Source organism: Streptomyces sp. NPDC048211, assembly GCF_043202315.1.
Classification (GTDB): Bacteria; Actinomycetota; Actinomycetes; order Streptomycetales; family Streptomycetaceae; genus Streptomyces.
On record NZ_JBIDAD010000007.1, the window covers coordinates 274410 to 297578 of the forward strand.

The following is a 23169-nucleotide window of genomic DNA, read 5'->3' on the forward strand; positions in this document are numbered from 1 at the left end:
CGGCCCCCGGCCGCCGTCACCCCGCGATCCGGGCCCGCCCCTACCCCGCCGCCGTCCTCACTCCCCGGTCCCGGCCCGCACGACCCCCACGGCCGCCTTCGCCACCGACTCGACGAGCGCGATGCCCGTCTCCTTGGTCCGCTGGCCCCCGGACAGCACGGCCACCAGGTAGGTGTGCCCGCCCTTCGTCACCTGTCCGATGCTGTTGATGTTCCACAGCCCGGTGGCGGTACGCGGCATCCAGCCGTTCTTGAGCGCCCATTCGCCGCCCGCCGCCGACACCCCCCACCGCTGGTCGGCCTCGACCTGTGTCATCAGCCCCTGCACATAGGCCCGCGACGCCTCGCTGAGCTCGGTCTCCGGATCCGTCCCGAACACCGCCCCCAGCAGCGTCAGCTGATCGGCCGCGGTGGTCCGGGTCAGCCCCCACGCCTTCGCGGCCGTCGTCGCGGTGAGACCGAGCCGTGCGTTGGCGGCGTCGAGACCGGCCGCCCCGCCCACCGCGGCCAGCAGCGCGGTGGCGGAGTCGTTGTCGCTCCGCTCGATCATCGCGACCGCGTGAGCGCGCTCGACGGAGGTGAGTTCACGCTCCTCGTCCTGGGCCAGGAGCAGCAGCGCCGCGAGAATGTCGACCTTGACGATGCTCGCGGTGTCGTACGTCGCGTCCGCGCCCCCGTACACCGCACGCGTACCGCTGTCGCTGTCCAGCACGGCCACCGAGACGGCCGCGGTGTCCGAACCGGACAGCAGCGGGTCGACGGCCGCGGCCAGTTCCGTATCCAGATCCATCACCGGCTCCTCGCTCGTCGCCGCGACCGGAGCGGTCGCGGCCGGTGAGGCGGACGATACGGAAGCCGCGGCTGCGGGCGCGTGGTCCGGCGACCTGCCGGTGAGGTACGCGCCCCCGGCGGCCGAACCGGCCAGCACGACCGCGGCCGCCACGGTCGCGGACAGGGCGGATCTGCGGATTCTGTGTCGGGGCATGGCCCGGACGCTAGGAACCGCAGCTGAGAGGAGGCTGAGCCCGACCTGTCGGCGGGATGAGAATGCCCAGGCACTACGCTCGCCCTGTGGCGCAGAAGAACATTCCGGACCCCGGATACTCCGACGACGACGGCACGGCCGACCCCGCCCTGACCGCGGCACTCGCCGCCTGGGCCGAGGACCGCAAGGCCGTCGGCCCGGTACTCGAAGCCCTCAAGGGGGCCCGTCTCCTGGTTCCCGTGGTGGCCGTCCTCGGTGAGGTGGAGGAGGACGAGAACGGGCTGCGCCGGGAGAAGACCAGTGACATGGCGGTCCCCACCCTCCAGGCCGGCGACCGCCGCGCCCTGCCCGCCTTCACCTCCACCGCCTCGCTGGCCCTCTGGGACCCGCAGGCCCGCCCCGTCGCCGTCCCCCTGCACCAGGCCCTCCAGGCCGCCGCGCACGAGAAGGCCGACACGGTGGTGCTCGACCTCGCCGGGCCGGTGGCCTTCGAGCTGACCGGTTCCGCCCTGCGCGCCCTCGCCGAGGGCCGTACCAGTGCCGACCCCCTGGACGACCCGGCCGTCACCGCGGCGGTACGTGACGCCGTCGCCGCCGAGCCGGCGGTGCTCCGCGCCCATCTCGGGCCGGGCCGTGCCGACGGCACCCTCGCCCTGGTGCTCGCGGACGGTGCCGACCCCGCCGGGACCGCCGGCCGGGTCGCGCGGTCGCTGGCGGCGAACGAGGTGCTGCGCGAACGGCTGGTCCGCGGCCTGGACCTCGCGCTGCTTCCGGCCGACGCGCACACGCCGGGTGAGGCCCTGTTCACGCGCTGATCACCCGATCGGCCCAACGCGCGCGAAGCGCCCGGGCATCGGAGAATTGCGGAGAACTCGGACGATTGTCGATCTTCGCGAGGTGGTTGTATGCAGACGCGGACAGCGGTGTCGGAGTTCCTGGGCACGCTGCTGCTGGTCTTCTTCGCTGTCGGCTCGGCGGTGCTCGGCGCCGAGTACATCGGGACCGTCGGCATCGCACTGGCCTTCGGCTTCGTGCTGCTCGCGCTCGCCTATGCGCTCGGTCCGATATCCGGCTGCCACATCAATCCGGCGGTGACGCTGGGGATGCTGACGGCCCGGCGCATCGATGTGCGGACCGCGACGACGTACTGGATCGCGCAGTTCCTCGGCGGTATCGCCGGTGCGGCCCTGCTGTTCCTGCTCGCCCACCAGGTGCCGGGGCTGAAGACGAGCGGGAAATTCGGCAGCAACGGCTACGGCGACCGCTCGGACGTGCACATCAACGTCGGGGGCGCGTTCCTCGCCGAGGTGATGCTCACGTTCCTCCTGGTCTTCGTCGTGCTCGCGGTGACCCACAAGGTGGCTGTCATCGGCTTCGACGGTCTGCCCATCGGCCTGTCGCTCGCGGTGGTCCATCTGGTCGGCATCCCGCTCACGGGCACTTCGGTCAACCCGGCGCGCAGCCTGGGCCCGGCACTGTTCGCGGGCGGCCCGGCGCTGTCCCAGCTCTGGCTGTTCCTGGTGGCCCCGCTGATCGGCGGAGTGGTCGCGGCGCTCGCGCACCGGCTGACCCATCCCCTCCCCGGGCGGGAAGGGCGGCCCGCCCAGGTCTGATCCCGCCCCGCACGCCGTGAGCCCCCTGCCGGATCGGGCAGGGGGCTCACGGGCGGGAAGGGGTGGAAGGGGTGGAGCGGGCTCAGCCGAAGACCGGGCCGGTGTACTTCTCGCCGGGGCCCTGGCCGGGCTCGTCCGGCACCAGCGAGGCCTCGCGGAACGCGAGCTGGAGGGACTTCAGGCCGTCACGCAGCGGAGCCGCGTGGAAGGAGCTGATCTCCGTGGTGCTCGCGTCCAGCAGGCCGGCCAGTGCGTGGACCAGCTTGCGGGCCTCGTCGAGGTCCTTGTGCTCGTCGCCGTCCTCGGTCAGTCCGAGTTTCACGGCGGCGGCGCTCATCAGGTTGACGGCGACCGTCACGATCACCTCGACAGCGGGCACCTCCGCGATGTCGCGGGCCATCTCGTCGAAGCCGGGGGAATCACTGGTGGGGGTCGCGTCACTCATGCGCCATACGATAGGCCCACGCCGGGCCCGCCCCGTCTGCGGGAGTGCGGTGCGGCCGCTGGTTAGCGCACGCCCGGCCGAGCTGCTAACCTTGTGTAACGACCGGCTGGGTACCTATGTGCCCGGCCCACAAGTGGAGGCTCCGATCTCCCACCTGGCCGTCCTCAGGACGGCGGGTCACCGGTCAGGCGGCGCCCATCGTTCCGTACGGACGATGGAGCTGCCCGATGCGCCCCGCGGTTGACCGCGGCGGTGTTCCGGTTGTTCATGGAGCCCCGCCTGTGTCCCGGCGGGGCATTTTTCATGGTCCTGCACGGTTGGTCTGTCGAAACAGACGTTACGTGGCTGTCTGCCAGGCGGCCGCGTGGTGCTACCGAGGAGGATCCATCAGCGCCGAGCCCCGCATCAACGACCGGATTCGCGTACCCGAGGTGCGACTTGTCGGTCCCAGCGGCGAGCAGGTCGGGATTGTTCCGCTTGCCAAGGCCCTGGAACTCGCACAGGAGTACGACCTCGACCTGGTCGAGGTGGCGGCTACCGCCCGTCCGCCCGTGTGCAAGCTCATGGACTACGGGAAGTTCAAGTACGAGTCGGCCATGAAGGCCCGTGAGGCGCGCAAGAACCAGGCGCACACGGTCATCAAGGAGATGAAGCTCCGGCCGAAGATCGACCCGCACGACTATGACACCAAGAAGGGTCATGTCGTCCGGTTCCTCAAGCAGGGCGACAAGGTCAAGATCACGATCATGTTCCGTGGTCGCGAGCAGTCCCGCCCCGAGCTGGGCTTCCGACTGCTCCAGCGTCTCGCTTCGGACGTGGAGGAACTCGGCTTCATCGAGTCCAACCCGAAGCAGGACGGCCGGAACATGATCATGGTTCTTGGCCCGCACAAGAAGAAGACCGAAGCCATGGCCGAGGCCCGCGAGGCCCAGGCCGCCCGCAAGGCGGAGCGTCAGGGTTACACCCACGACGACGCCGAGGCTGCGGACGAGGCTGTCGAGGCTCCGGCCGAGGCGACCTCAGAGGCTCCGGCCGAGACACCCTCCGAGGCGTGACCTTCGGGGGCTGCCATCCAGGCGCCCCCGGGTCCCCCCCCGGAGTCCCACCAAGATCTGACGCCCCTGCAGTCCGGTGCCTGCACCGAGAGGGGCGCCACTGACGAGGAGAGAACGGCGCGATGCCGAAGAACAAGACGCACAGCGGTGCCAGCAAGCGCTTCAAGATCACCGGCTCCGGCAAGGTGCTCCGTGAGAGGGCCGGCAAGCGCCACCTGCTCGAGCACAAGTCGTCCAAGAAGACCCGCTCGCTGACCGGCACGGTCGTCGTGGCTCCGGCCGACGCCAAGAAGATCAAGAAGCTTCTCGGCAAGTGAGGTCGTCGTCCCCGGTGACACCGGGGACGCGCCCTCGATCAGACCGGGACCAATTCGTTTCCGGGCCGTGTGAGTACGACCACGGCCCCGCTACAAGGAGTTAACAAGTGGCACGCGTCAAGCGGGCAGTCAACGCCCACAAGAAGCGCCGGGCAATCCTCGAGGCCGCCAGCGGCTACCGCGGTCAGCGCTCGCGCCTGTACCGCAAGGCCAAGGAGCAGGTCACCCACTCCCTGGTCTACAACTACAACGACCGCAAGAAGCGCAAGGGCGACTTCCGTCGGCTGTGGATCCAGCGCATCAACGCTGCGGCCCGCCAGAACGGCATGACGTACAACCGCCTCATCCAGGGTCTGAACGCCGCCAACATCGAGGTGGACCGCAAGATCCTGGCCGAGCTCGCGGTCAACGACGCCAACGCGTTCGCCGCCCTCGTCGAGGTTGCCCAGAAGGCCCTCCCGAGCGACGTCAACGCCCCGAAGGCCGCCTGATCCAGGCCGCACTTCTTGGCTCTTGAGCCGGACCCGCAGGCGCTCGTCGTCTGCGGGTCCGGTGCGTTCACCACCCGGACGTATCCGTCATGCCGTTCGTCATGCAGAGAGGCTCGCCGCCGACATGGGCACCCCCGAACTGATCTCCCCGCGTTCGCCACGGGTCGCCGCCGCCCGGCGGCTGGCCAGGCGCAACTTCCGCGGCAAGGAGCGCATGTTCATCGCCGAGGGGCCGCAGGCCGTGCGCGAGGCCGCGGACCACCGCGGCAGCGACGGCCGGCCGACCCTGACCGAGCTGTTCGCCACCGTCGAGGCCGCCGAACGCTACGCGCCCATCATCGACGCGGCGCACGACGCGGGCGCCCGGGTGCACCTGGCCGACAGCGAGGTCCTGGCCGACGTGTCGCAGACCGTCACCCCGCAGGGACTGATCGGCGTCTGCCGCTTCCTCGACTCGCCCTTCGCGTCGATCCTCGCCGCCCGGCCGAAGCTGGTCGCGGTCCTGGCGAACGTCCGCGACCCCGGGAACGCCGGTACGGTGCTGCGCTGCGCCGACGCCGCGGGCGCCGACGCGGTCGTCCTCACCGACGCCTCCGTGGACCTGTACAACCCCAAGTCCGTGCGCGCTTCCGTCGGTTCGCTCTTCCACCTGCCCGTCGCCGTGGGCGTACCCGTCGAGCAGGCCGTGCAGGGGCTGCGGGACGCGGGTGTGCGGATCCTGGCCGCCGACGGCGCGGGCGAGGACGACCTCGACGACGAGCTGGACGCCGGCACCATGGGCGGGCCCACCGCCTGGGTCTTCGGCAACGAGGCATGGGGCCTCCCCGAGGAGACCCGGGCGCTGGCCGACGCCGTCGTGCGCGTGCCGATCCACGGCAGGGCGGAGAGCCTCAACCTCGCCACGGCCGCCGCGGTCTGCCTGTACGCCTCCGCGCGCGCCCAGCGTCCCCGCCGCACCGGCTGACCCTCCGGCTGCCGCGCCCCCCGGCCGCCCAGGGCCCCCGCAGGGTGTCGCTCCGTCACCGACGACTAGTAGGGTGACGAACTCGGGGGCCCACTGCACCGGTTCGAGAGGTGGGGTACGGGAATATGGCTGTCGGCATGAGCGGACCGCGGGCGACACATGCGGCCGTCGTGCGCGCCGCCGAGGACCCGGACGGTGTCACCGCAGGTGACATCGGATCCGAGGGCCCGGCACTGGATCCGGACGACCTTCCCGACGGGCTCGTCGTCGCTGACGAGACCGGCCGGGTCATCTGCTTCAACGCCGCCGCCGCACGGATCACCGCCGTGCCCAGGGCCGCCGCCCTCGGCCGCCCGCTGGAACACGCGCTGCCGCTGGAGGACCTCAAGGGCCGCCGCTGGTGGGAGCTGACCGACCCCTACGGCGGCCTCGCCACCCGTGTGGGCCAGCCCGAACGCAACCTCCTGCTGCCCGGCGGCCGCGAGGTCCTCGTCTCCGCCCGCTACGTACGCGAGAGCCCGACCGGCCCCGTACGCAGGCTGGTGGTCAGCCTGCGCGGCACCGAGGCCCGCCGCCGCACCGAGCGCAGCCACGCCGAGCTCATCGCGACCGTCGCCCACGAGCTGCGCTCGCCGCTGACGTCGGTGAAGGGCTTCACCGCCACCCTGCTGGCCAAATGGGAGCGGTTCACGGACGACCAGAAGCGGCTGATGCTGGAGACCGTCTACGCCGACGCCAACCGGGTCACCCGCCTGATCACCGAGCTCCTGGACATCTCCCGGATCGACTCCGGGCGTCTGGAGCTGCGCCGCCAGCCCGTGGACCTCTCCGCCGCCGTCGAACGCCACATCCAGGCGCTCACCGCCTCGGGCCAGGACCCCGGCCGGTTCCTCGTCCGCACCTGCCAGCCGCTTCCCACCGTGTGGGCCGACCCGGACAAGGTCGACCAGGTGCTGGGCAACCTGCTGGAAAACGCGGTGCGCCACGGCGAGGGAACCGTCACCATCGAGGTGGCACCCGCACCGGCGAAGAGCGACGAGAAGGGAACGGCGGTCACCGTGAGCGACGAAGGCCCCGGCATCCCCGAGGAGTCGATGGGCCGTGTCTTCACCCGCTTCTGGCGGGGGAGCAAGCGCGGCGGCACCGGCCTGGGCCTCTACATCGTCAAGGGCATCGTCGAGGCGCACGGCGGCACGATCACGGTCGGCCGCGGCCCCGGCGGTGGCGCCGAGTTCCGATTTATTCTGCCCGTGAGCACGCCGGCCTATCTGGTCTGAGCGGCCCACGGGCGCCTCCCCCACCCTGTGGCCCTTAGACTCGACCTTTGGCACCTTTGCGTCCTCCAGTCGTCGAGCGGGGCCGCGCCACCAGCCAATCGGAAGTACGGGAAGAGATGTCGGCACCGAACAAGTCGTACGACCCAGTCGAGGTCGAGGCACTGAAACCGGAAGAGATCGAGCGCATCCGGGACGAGGCGTTCGCCGCCTTCGCCGCCGCGGGCGACCTCGACGCGCTCGCCCAGGCGAAGACCGCGCACACCGGTGGAACCTCGCCCCTGTCACTCGCCAACCGCGAGATCGGCGCGCTGCCGCCGCAGGCGAAGGCCGAGGCCGGCAAGCGCGTGGGCCAGGCCCGCGCCGCCGTGGGCAGGGCGCTCGCCGCCCGCCAGACGGAGCTGGAGGCCGAGCGGGACGCCCGGGTCCTGGTCGAGGAGGCGGTGGACGTCACGCTGCCGTACGACCGCACCCCGGCGGGCGCACGCCACCCCCTGACGACCATCATGGAGCGCGTCGCCGACGTCTTCGTGGCCATGGGCTACGAGATCGCCGAAGGCCCCGAGGCCGAGGCCGAGTGGTTCAACTTCGACGCCCTGAACTTCGTGCCCGACCACCCGGCCCGGCAGATGCAGGACACCTTCTTCGTCGAGGGCGCCGACGGCGCGAAGAACGACGAGTCCGGTGTCGTCCTGCGCACGCACACCTCGCCGGTCCAGGCGCGCACCCTGCTCGACCGCGAGCCCCCGGTCTACGTCGTCTGCCCCGGCCGGGTCTACCGGACCGACGAGCTCGACGCCACGCACACCCCGGTCTTCCACCAGATCGAGCTGCTCGCCGTCGACGAGGGCCTCACCATGGCCGACCTGAAGGGCACCCTCGACCACATGGTCCAGGCGCTCTTCGGCCCGGACATGAAGACCCGGCTCCGGCCGAACTTCTTCCCGTTCACCGAGCCGTCCGCCGAGATGGACATGGTCTGCTACGTCTGCCGCGGCGAGTCCGTCGGCAACCCCGACCGCCCCTGCCGCACCTGCGGCAGCGAGGGCTGGATCGAGCTCGGCGGCTGCGGCATGGTCAACCCCAAGGTGCTCATCGCCTGCGGCGTCGACCCCCAGAAGTACAGCGGATTCGCCTTCGGGTTCGGCATCGAGCGGATGCTGATGTTCCGCCACAACGTAGAAGACATGCGAGACATGGTCGAAGGCGACGTCCGGTTCACCCGGCCCTTCGGGATGGAGATCTGATGCGCGTCCCGCTTTCCTGGCTGCGGGAGTACGTCGACCTGCCGCCCACCGAGACCGGCCGCGACGTACAGGCCAAGCTCGTCGCCGTCGGACTGGAGGTCGAGACCGTCGAGCAGATCGGCGCCGGCCTCAAGGGCCCGCTGGTCGTCGGCAAGGTACTGACCATCGAGGAGCTGGAGGGCTTCAAGAAGCCCATCCGCTTCTGCACGGTCGACGTCGGCTCCGCCAACGGCACCGGTGAGCCGCAGGAGATCGTCTGCGGCGCCCGTAACTTCGCCGTCGGCGACAAGGTCGTCGTGGTCCTGCCCGGCGCCGTGCTGCCCGGCGACTTCGCGATCGCCGCGCGCAAGACGTACGGCAGGACCTCGCACGGCATGATCTGCTCCACCGACGAGCTCGGCATGGGCGACGACGGCACCCACGGCATCATCGTGCTGCCGCCGGAGCACGAGGTCGGAACCGACGCGATCGAGCTGCTCCAGCTCGTCGACGAGGTCCTCGACATCGCCGTCACGCCCGACCGCGGCTACTGCCTGTCGATGCGCGGTGTCGCGCGCGAGACCGCGATCGCCTACGGCCTGCCGCTGCGCGACCCGGCTCTCCTGGACGTGCCCGCGCCCAACGCGTACGGCTACCCGGTCAAGATCGCCGACCCGATCGGCTGCTCCCGCTTCACCGCGCGCACCGTCGTCGGTCTGCAGCCCGAGGCCCGGTCCCCGATCTGGATGCAGCGCCGGCTCCAGAAGGCCGGCATGCGGCCGATCTCCCTCGCCGTCGACGTCACCAACTACGTGATGCTCGAACTCGGCCAGCCGCTGCACGCCTACGACCGGACCCGGATCGACGGTCCGATCGGGGTGCGCCGCGCCGAGCAGGGCGAGAAGCTCACCACGCTCGACGGGACGGTCCGCGTCCTGGACGCCGCCGACCTCGTCATCACCGACAACCGCGGGCCGATCGGCCTGGCGGGCGTCATGGGCGGTGCCAACACCGAGATCGCCGACGCCTCCGAGGACGCGCGCACCACCGAGGTCGTCATCGAGGCCGCGCACTTCGACGCGATCTCGATCGCCCGGACCGCGCGCCGCCACAAGCTGGCCTCCGAGGCGTCCAAGCGCTTCGAGCGCGGCGTCGACCCGCAGGCCGCCGCCGCTGCCGCGCAGCGCACCGTCGACCTGCTGGTGCTGCTCGCCGGCGGCACCGCCGAGGCGGGCGTCACCGAGGTGAGCGCCCCGTCCGGGCCCCGCACCATCACGATGGCCGCGGACCACCCGGACAAGGTGGCCGGCGTCTCGTACGGCCGCGAGACCGTCGTGCGCCGCCTCCAGGAGGTCGGCTGCGACGTCTACGGGCAGGACGAGCTCCTCGTCACCGCCCCGTCCTGGCGGCCCGACCTGAACGAGCCGAACGACCTCGCCGAAGAGGTCATCCGGCTGGAGGGTTACGAGAACCTCCCGTCCACGCTCCCCACCCCGCCGTCCGGCCGCGGGCTCACCGACCGCCAGCGGCTGCACCGCCGCGTCGGCCGGGCACTCGCCGGCGCCGGCTACGTCGAGGCGCTGAACTACCCGTTCACCGGCGAGGCGGTCCTGGACCAGCTGGGCCTGGAGGCGGACGACGCCCGCCGCCGTACGGTCAAGCTCGTCAACCCGCTCTCCGACGAGGAGCCGTCGCTGCGCACCACGCTGCTGCCGGGCCTCCTCGGCGCGCTGCGGCGCAACGACGGCCGCGGCAGCCACGACCTCGCGCTGTTCGAGACCGGTCTCGTCTTCCGGCCGACCGGCCAGGAGACGAAGCCGGTCCGGCTGCCCGTCGACCGGCGTCCCTCCGACGAGGAGATCGCCACGCTCGACGCCGCCCTGCCGCGTCAGCCGCGCCGCGCCGCCGTCGTCCTCGCGGGCGCCCGCGAGCAGGCCGGCTGGTGGGGCAAGGGCCGTCCGGCCGACTGGGCGGACTCCGTCGAGGCCGCCCGCGCCATCGCCCGTGAGGCCGGTGTCGACCTCACGGTCCGCGCCGACCAGCATGCGCCGTGGCACCCGGGCCGTTGTGCCGCGCTGTACGTGACGGTCAACGGCGAGGAGACCCTCTTCGGGCACGCCGGCGAGCTGCACCCGCGCGTCATCAAGGAGCTCCACCTGCCCGAGCGCACCTGCGCCATGGAGGTCGAGCTCGACGTCCTGGAACAGGCCGTGGACGGCGCCCTCCAGGCGCCGCGGATCTCCACCTTCCCGGTGGCGACCCAGGACGTCGCCCTGGTCGTCGGCCAGGACGTGCCCGCCGCCGACGTGGAGCGGGCGCTGCGCGAGGGAGCGGGCGAACTCCTGGAGTCGCTGCGCCTGTTCGACGTGTTCACGGGCGAGCAGATCGGCGGGGGCCGCAAGTCCCTGGCGTACGCGCTGCGCTTCCGCGCCGCGGACCGCACGCTGACCGTCGACGAGGCGAGCGCGGCCCGTGACGCGGCGGTGGCCCTGGCCGCCGAGCGCACGGGCGCGGTGCTGCGCGGCGCGTAGCAGTCCTGCCGCACAGTGAGGAGGGGCGTATCCGGCCACCGGATACGCCCCTCCTGTGTGCTCGCCCAGGGGCGGGGGACCGCACGCGGGCTCCGGCCGGCCCGGGGGAACCCGGTTGCCGGCCGACCCCGCAGCCACCCTCCGATCCGTGGGCAGTGGGTCGTGCGATCCGGCGCCGTCCGCGCTGCCGCGGAGTGTCGGGCAGGTCGGCAGAGCGGACGGCGCGGGTGCGGGTCGTCGTGCTGTACGAGGGGGAGCAGACGACCCGGCCGCCTCTTGCGAGGGACTCATTCAAGCGATCCGGGGTACCGGCGCGACAGAGTGCGCAGCGGGACGGTTCGGGCATTCCGTTCACACCCCGTGTGAATCGTGCTCCACTGGGGCGACACGTCCTTGACGTGCCGACCCACCGGAGGGGGCAATGGGGGCAATGGAGCCCAACACTCTGCTAGAGGCTCTGATCGACGAGGCGGGCGTCTCCCGGGCCGGACTCGCCGCGCACGTGAACCAGGCCGGCCGCGCCCGGGGGCTGGAACTGCGCTACGAACACACCGCCGTCGCCCGCTGGCTGAAGGGCCAGCGCCCGCGCGGCCAGGCGCCGGACCTGATCTGCGAAGTGCTGGGGAAGCGGCTGAGCAGGGCCGTCTCGCTCGATGACATCGGTATGGCGGCCCTCGGCGGCCACACGCCCGCGCAGGGTTCCTCGCTCACCGGATTCGTCGAGCGCGCCACCGCTCTGTGGCGCTCCGACGAACAGCAGCGCCCGCACGTCGTCGCCGCCCCGGCCGTCACGGGAACCACCGCGGTGATGCCGGTCTGGGAGTGGGAGAACCCGCCGGAGGACGCCGATGTATCCCGCACCGGACCGCACCGCGTCTGCCCGGCCGACATAGCGACGTTGCGGGCCGCCCGTGCCCACTACGAACTGATGTATCGCAAGGCGGGCGGAATCGCGACGCGTTCGCGCATCGTCGGCTTCCTCAACCATGAGACGGCACCGCTGCTGCGCGGCGGCTACAGCGATGCGATGGGGCGTCAGCTGCACCGGGCGACGGGTGCTCTGGTGGCCGTGGCGGGGATCTGCGCGTACGACTCCGACGCGCACGGGCTCGCCCAGCGCTACTTCCACCAGGCGCTGCGGCTGGCCAAGGCGAGCGGGGACCGGGGGCTCGGCGGCTATGTGATCGCCCTGCTGGTGAACCAGTCGCTCTTCCTCGCCGACTTCCGGCAGTCCGTCGCCTTCGCCGAGGCGGCGCTGCGGGCCGCCGGACGCGACATCACGCCCGCGCTGGCGGCCGACCTCCACGCGATGCAGGCCAAGGCGTACGCCCACCTCGGCGACGGGCCGAGCGCGTTGCGATGCATCCGGCGCGCGGAGTCCGAGGCCGAGCGGATCCGGCCCGGCCATGAGCCGGACGAGACGGGGTACGTCCAGCCCGGTCTGGTCGACGTCCAGGTGGCCGAGGCCCTCCTCGGGCTCGGGGACCTGCCGGCGGCCCGGGAGCACGCCGCGGCCGCGGTGCGCACCCCCGCGCACGACCGGGGCCGGGTCCACCGGCTGGCGATACTGACCACGATCGAGCTGCGGCAGGGCGAGCCCGACCGGGCCGCGGTCACGGCGGCGGAAATGGCGGAACGCGCCAGAGGCATGGAGTCGCAGCGCCTGCGTGACCGGTTGCGGGCCGTGCGCGAGGACCTGGTCGCGAGCGGCAGCGCCGACGCGGAACGGGCCGCCGATCTCGTCGACGGTGCGCTGCGCGTACCGCTGTGAGTCGAGGTCTGCTGCGATATGGCCACCTACTAGTCAAAAGGTGGCAGAACTGTGCAGTGGACGAATCTGAACGAACAGACTGTGTACGAGAACCGCTGGTTCCGGGTCAATCTGGCGGATGTCGTACTCCCCGACGGTCACCACCTCGACCACTTCGTGATCCGGCTCCGCGCCGTCGCGGCGGCCACCGTCGTCAACGAGGCGAACGAGGTCCTGCTGCTCTGGCGGCACCGGTTCATCACCGACAGCTGGGGCTGGGAGCTCGCTGCCGGAGTGGTCGAGGACGGTGAGCAGCCGGCTGCCGCGGCCGCGCGCGAGATGGAGGAGGAGACCGGCTGGCGCCCCGGCCCGCTGCATCCGCTGCTGACCGTGGAGCCGTCGAACGGCCTCACCGACGCCCGGCACCACTTCTACTGGGGCGAGGAGGCCGGCTGGACGGGTCAGCCCGTCGATGACTTCGAGTCCTCGCGCCGCGAGTGGATACCGCTCAAGCTGGTGCCCGACATGATCGCCCGCGGCGAGGTCCCGGCCGCGGGGATGGCCGCCGGGCTGATGATGCTGCACCACTTACGGCTGGGATGACGCCGTCCCGCCCATGCGCCGGGTGCCGGCGGGCACGCGCGCATGGGCGGGTGAGCGGTGTCAGGCGTACGGGTAGAAGCCCGCCCCAGACTTCCGGCCGAGCCGGCCCGCGTCCACCATGCGCTGGAGCAGCGGGGGAGCGGCGTACAGCGGCTCCTTGTACTCGGCGTACATCGAGTCGGCGACCGAGGCCACCGTGTCGAGACCGATCAGGTCGGCGAGCTTGAGCGGGCCCATCGGGTGGGCGCAGCCCATCTCCATGCCGTTGTCGATGTCCTCGCGGCTGGCGATGCCCGATTCGAACATCCGGATCGCGGAGAGCAGATACGGGATCAGCAGCGCGTTGACGACGAAGCCGGAGCGGTCCTGGGCGCGGATCGGGTGCTTGCCGAGTATGTCCTGGACCATGGCCTCGGCGCGCTTGACCGTCTCGTCCGACGTGGTCAGCGCCGGGATGAGTTCGACGAGCTTCTGCACCGGGGCCGGGTTGAAGAAGTGGATGCCGATGACCTGGTCCGGACGGGAGGTCGCGACGGCCAGCTTCACCAGCGGGATCGAGGAGGTGTTGGAGGCGAGGATCGCGTCCTGCCGGGTCACCACCTGGTCCAGCACCTGGAAGATCTCGGTCTTGACCTGTTCGTTCTCCACGACGGCCTCGATGACGAGATCGCGGTCGGAGAATTCGCCGAGGTCGGTGGTGAAGCTGAGACGGCCCAGGGTCTCGTCGCGCTCCTCCTCGGTGATCTTGCCGCGTTCGGCGGCCTTGGAGAGGGAGTTGTGGAGCCGGGTGCGGCCGATCTCCAGCGCCTCGCCGGTGGTCTCGGCCACCTTGACGTCGAGACCGCTGCGGGCGCACACCTCCGCGATGCCTGCGCCCATCTGGCCACAGCCCACCACTCCGACGCGTGCAATGTCGGCCATAGAGTCCGTCACCTCGTGCCTTTCGCTGTTCTCCGTTCGGCGGCTTCCGTCTGATTCCGGGCTCCACCACGACCCCCCGACGTTACTCCGCGCCCCGGGGCGACCGGCAGATGGGGGGCGGCGTCGCGGGGCTCGGCGCGCGCTCCCCCGGGCTCGCGCCTTCGCCCGAGCGGGGAGGGGCCCTCCGGCGTCGTCCCTCACCCCGCCGCCCGGCCTCATACCTCCGCCGCACGCAGCCGCACGCACCCGGCCGCGCTCCTTCTGCCACCCCCCGACTGCCCGGCCGCCCTTACCGGGGATCGCGGGCCCGGGCGGGCATGCTCGGTCTCACGCCCGGAATCCCGGGGCTGCGGACACGTGCGGACACGTGCGGAAACGGCAGGTACGGCGAAATGCGGCAGATGGACCGACGGAAGTTCGTGACGGGCGCGGCCGGGACGGTCGCGGGGGTGATGGGCGCGGTCGCGGTGGCCGGTGACGCTGCCGCGGTCCCGCGCGGCGGCGGGCGTCCGGGAAGGCCCGGCGGATCCCGCGATGTGCTCCGGCGCGAGCTCCGGGGCATGTGGGTGGCCACGGTCGAGAACGTCGACTGGCCGTCGAAGCCGGGTCTGTCGGCCGCGGCGCAGCAGGCCGGGCTGATCGCGTACCTCGACGAGGCCGTGGACCGGCGGCTGAACGCGGTGATCCTCCAGGTCCGCCCCAGCGCCGACGCGCTGTGGCCCTCGCCGTACGAGCCATGGGCCCAGTGCCTCACCGGCGTCCAGGGCAAGGACCCCGGCTGGGACCCGCTGGGCACGGCGGTCCGGGAGGCCCACGACCGGGGCCTGGAGCTGCACGCCTGGTTCAATCCCTTCCGGGTCGCCAACCACACCGACCCCTCCCGGCTGTCGGCCCGCCATCCCGCACGCCTGCACCCCGAATGGGTCGTGCCGTACGGCGGGAAGCTCTACTACAACCCCGGCCTGCCCGAGGTCCGCACCTTCGTCCAGGAGGCGATGCTCGACGCGGTCCGCCGCTACGACGTCGACGCAGTCCACTGGGACGACTACTTCTATCCGTACCCGGTGGCGGGCCAGACCTTCGCGGACGCTGCCGCGTACGCCAGGTACGGCGCGGGCTTCCCCGACCGGGCCGCCTGGCGGCGCTCCAACACCGACCAGCTGGTGCGGGAGATGTCCGAGCGGATCACGGCACTCAAGCCGGCCGTCCGGTTCGGTATCAGCCCCTTCGGCGTGTGGCGCAACGCCTCGACCGATCAGCTCGGCTCGCGGACGGCCGCGGGCGTGCAGACGTACGACGACCTGTACGCCGACACCCGCGGCTGGGTCAAGAAGGGGTGGATCGACTACATCTGCCCGCAGCTGTACTGGAACATCGGCTTCACCCCCGCCGACTACGCCGCCCTGGTGCCCTGGTGGGACCAGGTGGTCCGGGGCACGAGCGTGGACCTCTTCATCGGCGAGGCCCTGTACAAGGCGGGAGACCCGGCCCAGCCCGCGGACTGGCAGGACCCGGCGGAGCTGTCCCGGCACGTCGACTTCGCCGCCGCGTACGACCAGGTCCGCGGCCACGTCTACTTCTCGGGGAAGAACGTGGTCACGGACCGGATCGGTGCGATGGACCGGGTGGTGGCCGACCACTACCGGACGCGGACGCGCCCGCCCCGCTGACAGCCCCTATGCCCCCGGGTCCCGGTTCCGGTCCCGGCCGGCGTCGTGCTGCACGACGCTGTCGGGGCCGGGTGCGATCAGGTGCTCATGTCCGTCGGCGAAGCGCACGCGGTACGGGGGAGTCCCCCCGTCCCCGAGCACTTCGACGATCTCTGCGACCCGGTCGTGCTCGCCCACGGTCCTGCCGTGCGTCAGCAGCCGGTCGCCCGTGTGTGCCTCCATCGGGAGTGACCTCCTCACGGGTGGCGTTCATGTCGACAAGTCTATGACCGGCCGGCTCCGGCGCGCTGGGTGACCGCGATGCAGACGAGGACGCCGACCGCCGCCGCCGGGGCCGCCGGGGCGACCTCCTCGCCGAGCAGCAGGAACGACCAGACGAGCGTCAGCAGGGGCTGCGCGAGCTGGAGCTGGCTGGCCCGGGCCACGCCGATCTCGGCCATGCCGCGGTACCAGACGTACAGGCCGAAGAAGGTCGACGCCACGGACACCCAGACCAGTCCGGTCACGCCGTGCGCGGACATCCGCACCGGCTCGTGCGGCAGCGCGAGGGCGGCGCCCGCCACCGCGAGCGGCACGGTGAGGACCAGCGCCCAGCCGGTCACCTGCCAGCCCGGCATCACCTTCGCCAGCCTGCCCCCCTCGGTGTACCCCGCCGCGCAGACCAGCAGCGCGCAGAACAGGTAGAGGTCCCCGGCCGACAGACCGCCGCCGCTCTGCAGCACGGTGAAGGCGATCACCACCGCAGCCCCGGCGAGCGCCGCTGCCCAGAACGCGCGGGGAGGCCGTGACCCGGTGCGGAGCGACGAGAACACCGCGGTGGTCAGCGGGAGGAGGCCGACCACCACGGCCGCGTGCGAGGTCGTCGAGGTCTGCAGCGCCAGAGTGGTCAGCAGAGGGAACCCCACCACCACCCCGCCCGCCACCACCGCGAGACCCGCCCAGTGCTGCCGCTCGGGCACCCGCACCCGGGCCACGAGCAGCACACCCCCGGCGATCGCGGCGGCCAGCAGACTGCGCAGCGCGACCAGGGACCAGGGACCGAAGCTCTCCAGCCCCCAGGCGGTCGAGGGGAAGGTCAGCGAGAAGGAGACGACTCCGAGCAGGGCGAGCAGGGTGCCGTTGCGGCCGGCCGGTACGGAACCGGGGGACGCGAGGGGCGCGCGGGCGTCCGGTTCCGTCCCGGCCGCCTCCGGCCCTACCGCTATCGTGGGTACCGTAATAGCGCTATCCTGTGCTGTCATGCAAGAGCGTAGCAGTGTGGGCGAGTTGGTTGAAGTACTCCGGAATGAACTGAACCGCTACTCACCCGGAGAGAAGCTGCCGTCCAGTCGGGCACTCGTCGAACGTTTCCGGGCCAGTCCCGTCACCGTCTCGCGGGCCGTCGCGCAACTCGCCGCCGAGGGCCTCCTCGTCACCCGTCCCGGCGCCGGAGCATTCCGGGCGCAGCCCCGTACCGGCGTGACGCCGCCCGCCGACACCTCCTGGCAGGAGGTGTCGCTCAGCGGCGGCGGCGGGCCCGAGGTGGTGCCCCGCACGGTGGACGCGTCCGGTCTCCTGGTCACGCTGACGCCCCCGCCCACGGGGGTCGTCGAGTTCAACGGCGGCTACCTGCACAGCTCGCTCCAGCCCGAGCGGGCCATGGCGGCCGCCCTCGCCCGGGCCGGACGCCGCCCCGGCGCCTGGAGCCGCCCGCCCACCGACGGGCTCACCGAACTGCGCGCCTGGTTCGCCCGTGAGATCGGCCCCGCGCTGACCGCGGCGGATGTGCTGATCACCGCGGGCGGCCAGAGCGCCCTGGCCACCGCGTTGCGGGCCCTCGCCCCGCCCGGAGCGCCCGTGCTCGTCGAATCGCCCACGTATCCCGGCATGCTGGCGGCCGCCCGGGCCATCGGGCTGCGGCCCGTGCCCGTACCCGTCGACAGCGACGGCGTGCGGCCCGAACTCCTCGCCGCGGCCTTCCGGGCCACCGGCGCCCGTGTCCTCGTGTGCCAGCCTCTCTTCCAGAACCCGACGGGCACGGTGCTCGCCGAGGGGCGGCGCGGCGAGGTCGTCCGGATCGCCCGGGAGGCGGGGGCGTTCGTCATCGAGGACGACTTCGCCCGACATCTCGTCCACGACGACGCCGGACCGCTCCCCGCGTCCTTGGCCGCCGACGACCCGGACGGTGTCGTCGTCCACGTCTGTTCGCTCACCAAGGCCACCTCGCCCAGCTTCCGGGTGGGCGCCCTCGCCGCCCGGGGGCCGGTCCTGGAAAGGCTGCGGGCCATCCAGGTCGTCGACAGCCTCTTCGTGCCCCGGCCCCTCCAGGAGGCCGCGCTGGAACTCGTCGGTTCTCCCGCCTGGGGCCGCCACCTGCGCTCCGTCTCGGCGGAGCTGCGCACCCGCCGCACCGCCTTGACCGCCGCGCTGCGCCAGGAACTGCCCGGCCTCGTGCTGCCGCACATCCCCTCGGGCGGCGGCAGCCTCTGGGCGCGTCTGCCGGACTCCGGCGCCGGCGCGGACGAGTCCGCCATGGTGGCGGCGGCTCTGCGCGCAGGCGTGGCCGTGGCGCCGGGCCGGCCCTACTTCTGCGCCGAACCCCCGGCGCCCCAGGTCCGGCTGAGCTTCGTCGCCGTCGCCGGCCTCGCGGAGATCACCGAAGGCGTACGGCGGCTGTGCACCGCCTGGGGCGAAATGCTCGGCGCCCCGGCGGCGCAAGGCCCTAGTCTCCGGGCATGACCGAAACGCCTCAGGAACGTTACGAGATATCCTCCGACCCCGCCCGGCTGGACGCGGCACGCATCCACAACTGGCTCTCCACCGACACTTACTGGGCCGAGGGGCGCACCCGGGAACATCAGGATCGCGCCATCGCGGGGTCCCTCAACTTCGGTGCCTACGACGTCGTCTCCGGCGAGCAGGCCGGATACGCCCGTGTGGTGACCGATCTCGCCAGCTTCGCCTGGCTCTGCGATGTCTACGTGGACCCCGCGGTCCGGGGCCACGGCCTGGGCGGAAGGCTCGTCTCGGCGGCGCGCGACCACCTCGCCCCGACCGGTGTCCGCAGGTTCCTGCTCGCCACCGCCGATGCTCACGGCGTGTATGCGAAGGTCGGTTTCCAGCCGCTCGACCACCCGGACCAATGGATGTGTCTCCGGTTCGGCTGAGCCGGAAGCGCTTGCGGCGGCACTCTTGACCTGCGTGGCGATCGGCTCCACGATCACGCCCATGAGTGTTCGAGTCTCGCTCGTCGCTGCGGCACGCACCTCCTCCCTGCTCGGTGAGCGCTTCGACGACGACCGGCCGCTCGACGAGGCCGGCTGGCACGAGGTGCAGTTCGCCGCGCCGGCCCTGGTGCCCCTGGGCGCGGCCGAACTGCGCTACTGCTCGCCGACCGCCCGCAGCCGCGCCACCGGTGAGGCGCTCGGCTTCGCGCCACTGGTCCAGCCCGCGCTGCGCGACTGCGACATGGGGCGCTGGCGCGGCTGCACGCTCTCCGACGTCGCCGCGCGCGAACCGGCCGCCGTGGACGCCTGGCTGGCCGACCCGCGCTCCGCGCCGCACGGCGGGGAACCGCTGCTCGCGTTCATCTCCCGGATCGGAGGCTGGCTGGACACCCGCCCGGCCTGTGACGGCTCCATCGTCGCCGTCGCCGAACCGGCGGTCGTCCGGGCCGCCCTCGTCTACGCGTTGAAGGCCCCGCCGTCGGCGTACTGGAACGTCGACGCCCGCCCGCTCTCGGTGGTCACGCTCATCGGACTGCCCCGCCGCTGGAGTCTCCGCCTGGAGACCGGGGCCCGCTGACCGGAGCGTGCCGCAAGGTTCGCGCCCGTCACGCCTTCCCGTCAGTCCGACCAGTCGGTATGTTGACGCGGGACCGAGTCCGACCGGGCATGCCCAGGCGAGGGAGGCCATCGTGCCGCTGATTCACGGCCACTGCGACGAGCGGTTCTCCGCGGTGCGCAGCGCGTTCGAGGCGAATTTCCGTGAGCGGGACGAGGTCGGCGCGGCCGTCACCGTCATGGTCGACGGCCGGCCCGTGGCCGATCTCTGGGGAGGCTGGGCGGACGGCGCCCGCAGCCGACCCTGGGAACGGGACACCTTGGTCAACGTCTGGTCCACCACCAAGGGGCCGGTCGCGCTCTGCGCGCACATCCTCGCCGACCGCGGCCTGCTCGACCTCGACGCCCCGGTCGCCTCGTACTGGCCGGAGTTCGCCGCGGCGGGCAAGGAGGCCGTTCTCGTACGGCATCTGCTCTCCCATCGCGCGGGCCTCGCGGGCCTGCGCGAGCCGCACACCCTGGCGGAGCTCTACGACTGGGACCTGACCACCGCCCGGCTCGCGGCGACCGCCCCGTGGTGGGAGCCCGGCACCCGGTCCGGCTACCACGCCCTGACGTACGGCTTCCTGGTCGGCGAGGTGATCCGGCGGGTCAGCGGACTGCTGCCGGGGGAGTTCCTGCGGCGCGAGGTGACCGGTCCGCTCGGCATCGACTTCACCGTCGGCCTGCCGGAGAAGGAGGCGGCGCGCGCCGCCGAACTCGTCGTCCCGAAGGCGGACCGCGCCCGGCAGGCGGCGCTCTTCGCGCAGATGGAGCCGGTCGCCGTCGCCTCGCTGCTCAATCCGCCCACGGGGGCGGCCGCCGCCAACACCCCCGAGTGGCGGGAGGCGGAGATCCCCGCCGCCAACGGCCACGGCACGGCCCGCGCGGTCGCCGCGCTGTACGGCATCCTCGCGGGCCGCGGCAGCACCGGCGGCGTGAGGATCCTGTCCGAGGAGGCCGCCGAGCGGGTCCGCGAGGGCCAGGGCAGCTGCCGCGACCTGGTGCTGGGCGCGGGCTTCACGCACGAGACGGAGATCGCACTCGGCCTGTGGCTGAGCGGCCCCGACGCCAATTACGGACCCAATCCGCGGGCCGTCGGCCACGACGGCGCGGGCGGCTCCTGCGGCCTCGCCGACCCGGAGAACGGGATCGCGCTGGGGTACGTCATGAACCGGATGGGCCCGCACATCGCGAACGACCCGCGCAAGACGGCGCTGATCGAGGCGGTGTACGCGTTGCTGTGACCGGAACCGTTCCGATGCGCAGGCTCACGCGGCCGGCGGCGGCGGGACCGACTCGCCCTCGGTGTCGATATGCGGGAGCACGCGGTCCAGCCACCGGGGCATCCACCACGCGCTCCGGCCCAGCAGCGTCATCACCGCGGGGACCAGCAGCAGCCGGACGATCGTCGCGTCGACGAGCACACTGACCGCCAGCCCGAGCCCCAGCATCTTGACCACGATGTTGTCGCTGATGACGAAGGCGGCGAAGACGCTGACCATGATGAGAGCGGCGCAGGTGATCACCCGTGCGGTGATCTCCAGCCCGTGCGCCACCGCGCCCTTGCTGTCCCCGGTCCGCAGCCACGCCTCGTGCACCCGTGAGATCAGGAACACCTCGTAGTCCATGCTCAGGCCGAAGACGATGGCGAACATCATCATCGGTACGTAGCTCTCGATGGGAACGGTCCCGGAGACGCCCAGGGACGGCCCGCCCCAGCCCCACTGGAAGACCGCCACCACCACCCCGTACGAAGCGGCGATGGAGAGCAGGTTGAGAACGGCGGCCTTGACGGCGATGAGCACGCCCCGGAACACGATCAGGATGATGACGAAGGCGAGCGCGACCACGACGGCGATGATCAGGGGGAGCCGGCTGGAGATGATGTCCAGGAAGTCCTCCTGGGCCGCGGTCGTCCCGGTCACATAGGCGGAGGCGTCGGTGCCCGCGGTCCCCTGCGGCAGGACGTCGTCCTTGAGGTGCTTGAAGAGCGTGGTCGTGCCCGCGTCCTGCGGGGCCTCCTTCGACAGGGCGGTGCCGATGAGGAGTGCCCCGTCGTCCGTCGGCTGCAGGGGGGAGATGCTGGCGGCGCCGGGCACGTCGGTGAGCGCCTTCTGCAGACTGCTCGCCAGCGCCGAGCGGTCCGCACTCGGTACGGACTGCTGATCGACGACCAGGGTGAACGGGCCGTTCGCGCCGGGCCCGAACCCCGTGGAGATCAGGTCGAACGCGCGCCGGTCGGTGAAGCTCGTCGGATCGGCCCCGTCGTCGATGTGCCCGAGCCGGATGGAGAACAGCGGGATCGCGAGGACCCCCACCACGGCCAGCCCGGCGAGCAGGAACCACCAGGGCCGCCGCTCCACCCGCTGGGCGTAGCGGTGCCAGCCGCCCGTCGCCTCGGCGCCGGGCCCGGCCCCGCCCTCGGCGACCGGCGGCCGCACCCGGTAGCGGTCGATCCGCCCGCCGATGAGTCCCAGCAGGGCCGGGACCAGCGTGAGGGCGCCGATGACCGCGGTGATCACGGTGACCGCGGCCGCGGCCCCCAGCTTGCCGATGAAGCTCACCCGGGAGACGTACAGGCCGGCCAGCGCGACGATGACGGTGCAGCCGGACACCAGGACGGCCCGTCCGCTGGTGGCCACGGCCCGCCCGGCGGCTCGCACGGGATCCGCACCGTCCATCACCAGTTGGCGGTGACGGGTGAGCAGGAAGAGCGCGTAGTCGATCCCGACACCCAGCCCGATCATGGTGGCGAGCGTGGGCGAGACGCTCGCGAAGGTGGTCGCCGCGGCCACCAGGGCCAGGCAGCTCAGCCCGACGATCACGCTGATCAGCGCCGTGAGAAGCGGTACACCGGCGGCGATGATGCTGCCGAACCCGATGAGCAGCACGACCACCGCGACGGCGAAACCGATGGCCTCGCTGGTGAGGTCCTTGGTCTCGGGCCTGGCGAGCTCGCCCAGCGGGCCGCCGTACTCGACCTCCACGCCGGCGGAGCGCAGTGGCTTCACCGCCGTGTCGACCTGGTCGAGATAGGAATCGTCCAGTGAGGTGGGGTTCACGTCGAACCGCACGGTGATGTATCCGGTCTTGCCGTCCTTGGACAGCGAGGTGGACGTCGCGGAGGAGGACGAGGGCAGCGGGTTCTGCGCGGACAGGACGTGCGGCAGCTTCTGGAGGTTCGCCACCGTCTGGTCGACCTGGCTCTGCACGTCGGTCAGGGGCTTCTGCGCATCGTGCAGGACCACCTGCGCCCCGGTGCCGCCCGCCGCCGGATCGTGCTTCTTCAGGAGCTCGGCGCCGGTGTTGGACTGGGTGCCGGGCAGGTTGAAGTCGTCGGAGTACGTCCCCCCGAACGCGCTCTGCAGGGCATGCAGCCCGCCGAGGGCGACCAGCCACAGCACGATCACGACGACGAAGTGGCGCGCGCACCATTCACCCAGCCGCAGCAGCCACCCCCGGCCCGAGCGTGCCGGTGGTGCGTACGTGCTGCTGCCGTCGGGCGGTGCCATGCGCTCTCCC

The 23169-nt window shown here is 72.2% G+C and carries 22 protein-coding genes; 16 read left to right on the forward strand and 6 right to left on the reverse strand.

From position 1 onward, the window contains the following. Nucleotides 1-57: 57 nt before the first annotated feature. Entirely contained in the window at nt 58-984 is a 927-nt protein-coding gene (locus ACGFZA_RS25960) for a serine hydrolase (RefSeq protein ID WP_393682210.1), read from the reverse strand. An 86-nt stretch (nt 985-1070) separates the two neighbouring features. On the opposite strand from ACGFZA_RS25960, the gene ACGFZA_RS25965 reads away from it, so the two are divergent. Together ACGFZA_RS25965 and ACGFZA_RS25970 are read left to right on the forward strand one after the other, a co-directional pair. Then, on the forward strand, nt 1071-1799 hold the full coding sequence (locus ACGFZA_RS25965) for an SseB family protein (protein WP_393682212.1): 729 nt from the start codon (nt 1071-1073) through the stop codon (nt 1797-1799). 90 nt (nt 1800-1889) lie between these two features. After that, a complete protein-coding gene (locus ACGFZA_RS25970) occupies nt 1890-2597 on the forward strand; it encodes an MIP family channel protein (protein WP_385285277.1) in 708 nt (235 codons plus the stop codon). 82 nt (nt 2598-2679) lie between these two features. On the opposite strand, the gene ACGFZA_RS25975 is transcribed toward ACGFZA_RS25970, so the two are convergent. After that, on the reverse strand, nt 2680-3042 hold the full coding sequence (locus ACGFZA_RS25975) for a DUF1844 domain-containing protein (RefSeq protein ID WP_136327541.1): 363 nt from the start codon (nt 3040-3042) through the stop codon (nt 2680-2682). 341 nt (nt 3043-3383) lie between these two features. On the opposite strand from ACGFZA_RS25975, the gene infC reads away from it, so the two are divergent. The 9 genes from infC (at nt 3384) to ACGFZA_RS26020 (ending at nt 13253) form a co-directional block, all read left to right on the forward strand. Next, complete coding sequence (gene infC / locus ACGFZA_RS25980) at nt 3384-4097, forward strand: translation initiation factor IF-3 (protein ID WP_385285280.1); 714 nt, start codon at nt 3384-3386, stop codon at nt 4095-4097. 122 nt (nt 4098-4219) lie between these two features. Continuing rightward, on the forward strand, nt 4220-4414 hold the full coding sequence (gene rpmI, locus ACGFZA_RS25985; RefSeq protein ID WP_003970213.1) for a 50S ribosomal protein L35: 195 nt from the start codon (nt 4220-4222) through the stop codon (nt 4412-4414). A gap of 107 nt (nt 4415-4521) precedes the next feature. Beyond that, entirely contained in the window at nt 4522-4905 is a 384-nt protein-coding gene (gene rplT / locus ACGFZA_RS25990; RefSeq protein WP_024494113.1) for a 50S ribosomal protein L20, read from the forward strand. A gap of 124 nt (nt 4906-5029) precedes the next feature. Continuing rightward, nucleotides 5030-5869: a TrmH family RNA methyltransferase gene (locus ACGFZA_RS25995; protein WP_393682215.1), complete on the forward strand. Its 840-nt coding sequence runs from the start codon at nt 5030-5032 to the stop codon at nt 5867-5869. 125 nt (nt 5870-5994) lie between these two features. Then, nucleotides 5995-7146 (forward strand): ATP-binding protein, encoded by a 1152-nt coding sequence (locus tag ACGFZA_RS26000; RefSeq protein WP_385285285.1) that lies wholly within the window; start codon nt 5995-5997, stop codon nt 7144-7146. A gap of 116 nt (nt 7147-7262) precedes the next feature. Continuing rightward, complete coding sequence (pheS, locus tag ACGFZA_RS26005) at nt 7263-8390, forward strand: phenylalanine--tRNA ligase subunit alpha (RefSeq protein WP_385285287.1); 1128 nt, start codon at nt 7263-7265, stop codon at nt 8388-8390. Then, nucleotides 8390-10900 (forward strand): phenylalanine--tRNA ligase subunit beta, encoded by a 2511-nt coding sequence (gene pheT, locus ACGFZA_RS26010; protein WP_385285289.1) that lies wholly within the window; start codon nt 8390-8392, stop codon nt 10898-10900. The genes pheS and pheT overlap by 1 nt, the downstream gene beginning before the upstream one ends. A 430-nt stretch (nt 10901-11330) precedes the next feature. Further along, nucleotides 11331-12671, forward strand: a complete 1341-nt coding sequence (locus tag ACGFZA_RS26015) for a transcriptional regulator (RefSeq protein ID WP_385287342.1) — start codon at nt 11331-11333, stop codon at nt 12669-12671. A 51-nt stretch (nt 12672-12722) separates the two neighbouring features. Continuing rightward, nucleotides 12723-13253: an NUDIX domain-containing protein gene (locus ACGFZA_RS26020; RefSeq protein WP_385287340.1), complete on the forward strand. Its 531-nt coding sequence runs from the start codon at nt 12723-12725 to the stop codon at nt 13251-13253. A gap of 60 nt (nt 13254-13313) precedes the next feature. On the opposite strand, the gene ACGFZA_RS26025 is transcribed toward ACGFZA_RS26020, so the two are convergent. Next, nucleotides 13314-14174, reverse strand: coding sequence for a 3-hydroxybutyryl-CoA dehydrogenase (locus tag ACGFZA_RS26025; protein ID WP_385287338.1), 861 nt, complete (start codon nt 14172-14174; stop codon nt 13314-13316). A gap of 392 nt (nt 14175-14566) precedes the next feature. Between ACGFZA_RS26025 and ACGFZA_RS26030 the strand changes: the two genes are divergently transcribed. Then, nucleotides 14567-15844, forward strand: coding sequence for a glycoside hydrolase family 10 protein (locus ACGFZA_RS26030; RefSeq protein ID WP_393682218.1), 1278 nt, complete (start codon nt 14567-14569; stop codon nt 15842-15844). A gap of 6 nt (nt 15845-15850) precedes the next feature. On the opposite strand, the gene ACGFZA_RS26035 is transcribed toward ACGFZA_RS26030, so the two are convergent. Both ACGFZA_RS26035 and ACGFZA_RS26040 read right to left on the reverse strand, forming a co-directional pair. Then, nucleotides 15851-16066, reverse strand: a complete 216-nt coding sequence (locus tag ACGFZA_RS26035) for a DUF1918 domain-containing protein (protein ID WP_385287334.1) — start codon at nt 16064-16066, stop codon at nt 15851-15853. A gap of 41 nt (nt 16067-16107) precedes the next feature. Next, nucleotides 16108-17085, reverse strand: a complete 978-nt coding sequence (locus tag ACGFZA_RS26040; protein WP_393682221.1) for a DMT family transporter — start codon at nt 17083-17085, stop codon at nt 16108-16110. Here ACGFZA_RS26040 and ACGFZA_RS26045 point away from each other — a divergent pair. From ACGFZA_RS26045 to ACGFZA_RS26060, 4 genes are all read left to right on the forward strand, one after another. Then, complete coding sequence (locus ACGFZA_RS26045) at nt 17084-18562, forward strand: PLP-dependent aminotransferase family protein (RefSeq protein ID WP_393682223.1); 1479 nt, start codon at nt 17084-17086, stop codon at nt 18560-18562. The genes ACGFZA_RS26040 and ACGFZA_RS26045 overlap by 2 nt on opposite strands. After that, the gene (locus ACGFZA_RS26050) at nt 18559-18990 is read left to right on the forward strand and encodes a GNAT family N-acetyltransferase (RefSeq protein WP_385287328.1); all 432 of its coding nucleotides are present in this window, start codon (nt 18559-18561) and stop codon (nt 18988-18990) included. The genes ACGFZA_RS26045 and ACGFZA_RS26050 overlap by 4 nt, the downstream gene beginning before the upstream one ends. 61 nt (nt 18991-19051) lie before the next feature. Further along, the gene (locus tag ACGFZA_RS26055; protein WP_393682225.1) at nt 19052-19627 is read left to right on the forward strand and encodes a histidine phosphatase family protein; all 576 of its coding nucleotides are present in this window, start codon (nt 19052-19054) and stop codon (nt 19625-19627) included. Between the two features lie 112 nt (nt 19628-19739). Beyond that, complete coding sequence (locus tag ACGFZA_RS26060; RefSeq protein ID WP_393682227.1) at nt 19740-20891, forward strand: serine hydrolase domain-containing protein; 1152 nt, start codon at nt 19740-19742, stop codon at nt 20889-20891. Nucleotides 20892-20915: 24 nt separating this feature from the next. Here the strand turns inward: ACGFZA_RS26060 and ACGFZA_RS26065 are convergent, their stop codons facing one another. Next, nucleotides 20916-23159 carry an MMPL family transporter gene (locus ACGFZA_RS26065; protein WP_393682229.1) on the reverse strand — a complete coding sequence of 748 codons (2244 nt, stop codon included), beginning with the start codon at nt 23157-23159 and terminating at the stop codon, nt 20916-20918. Nucleotides 23160-23169: the final 10 nt, after the last annotated feature.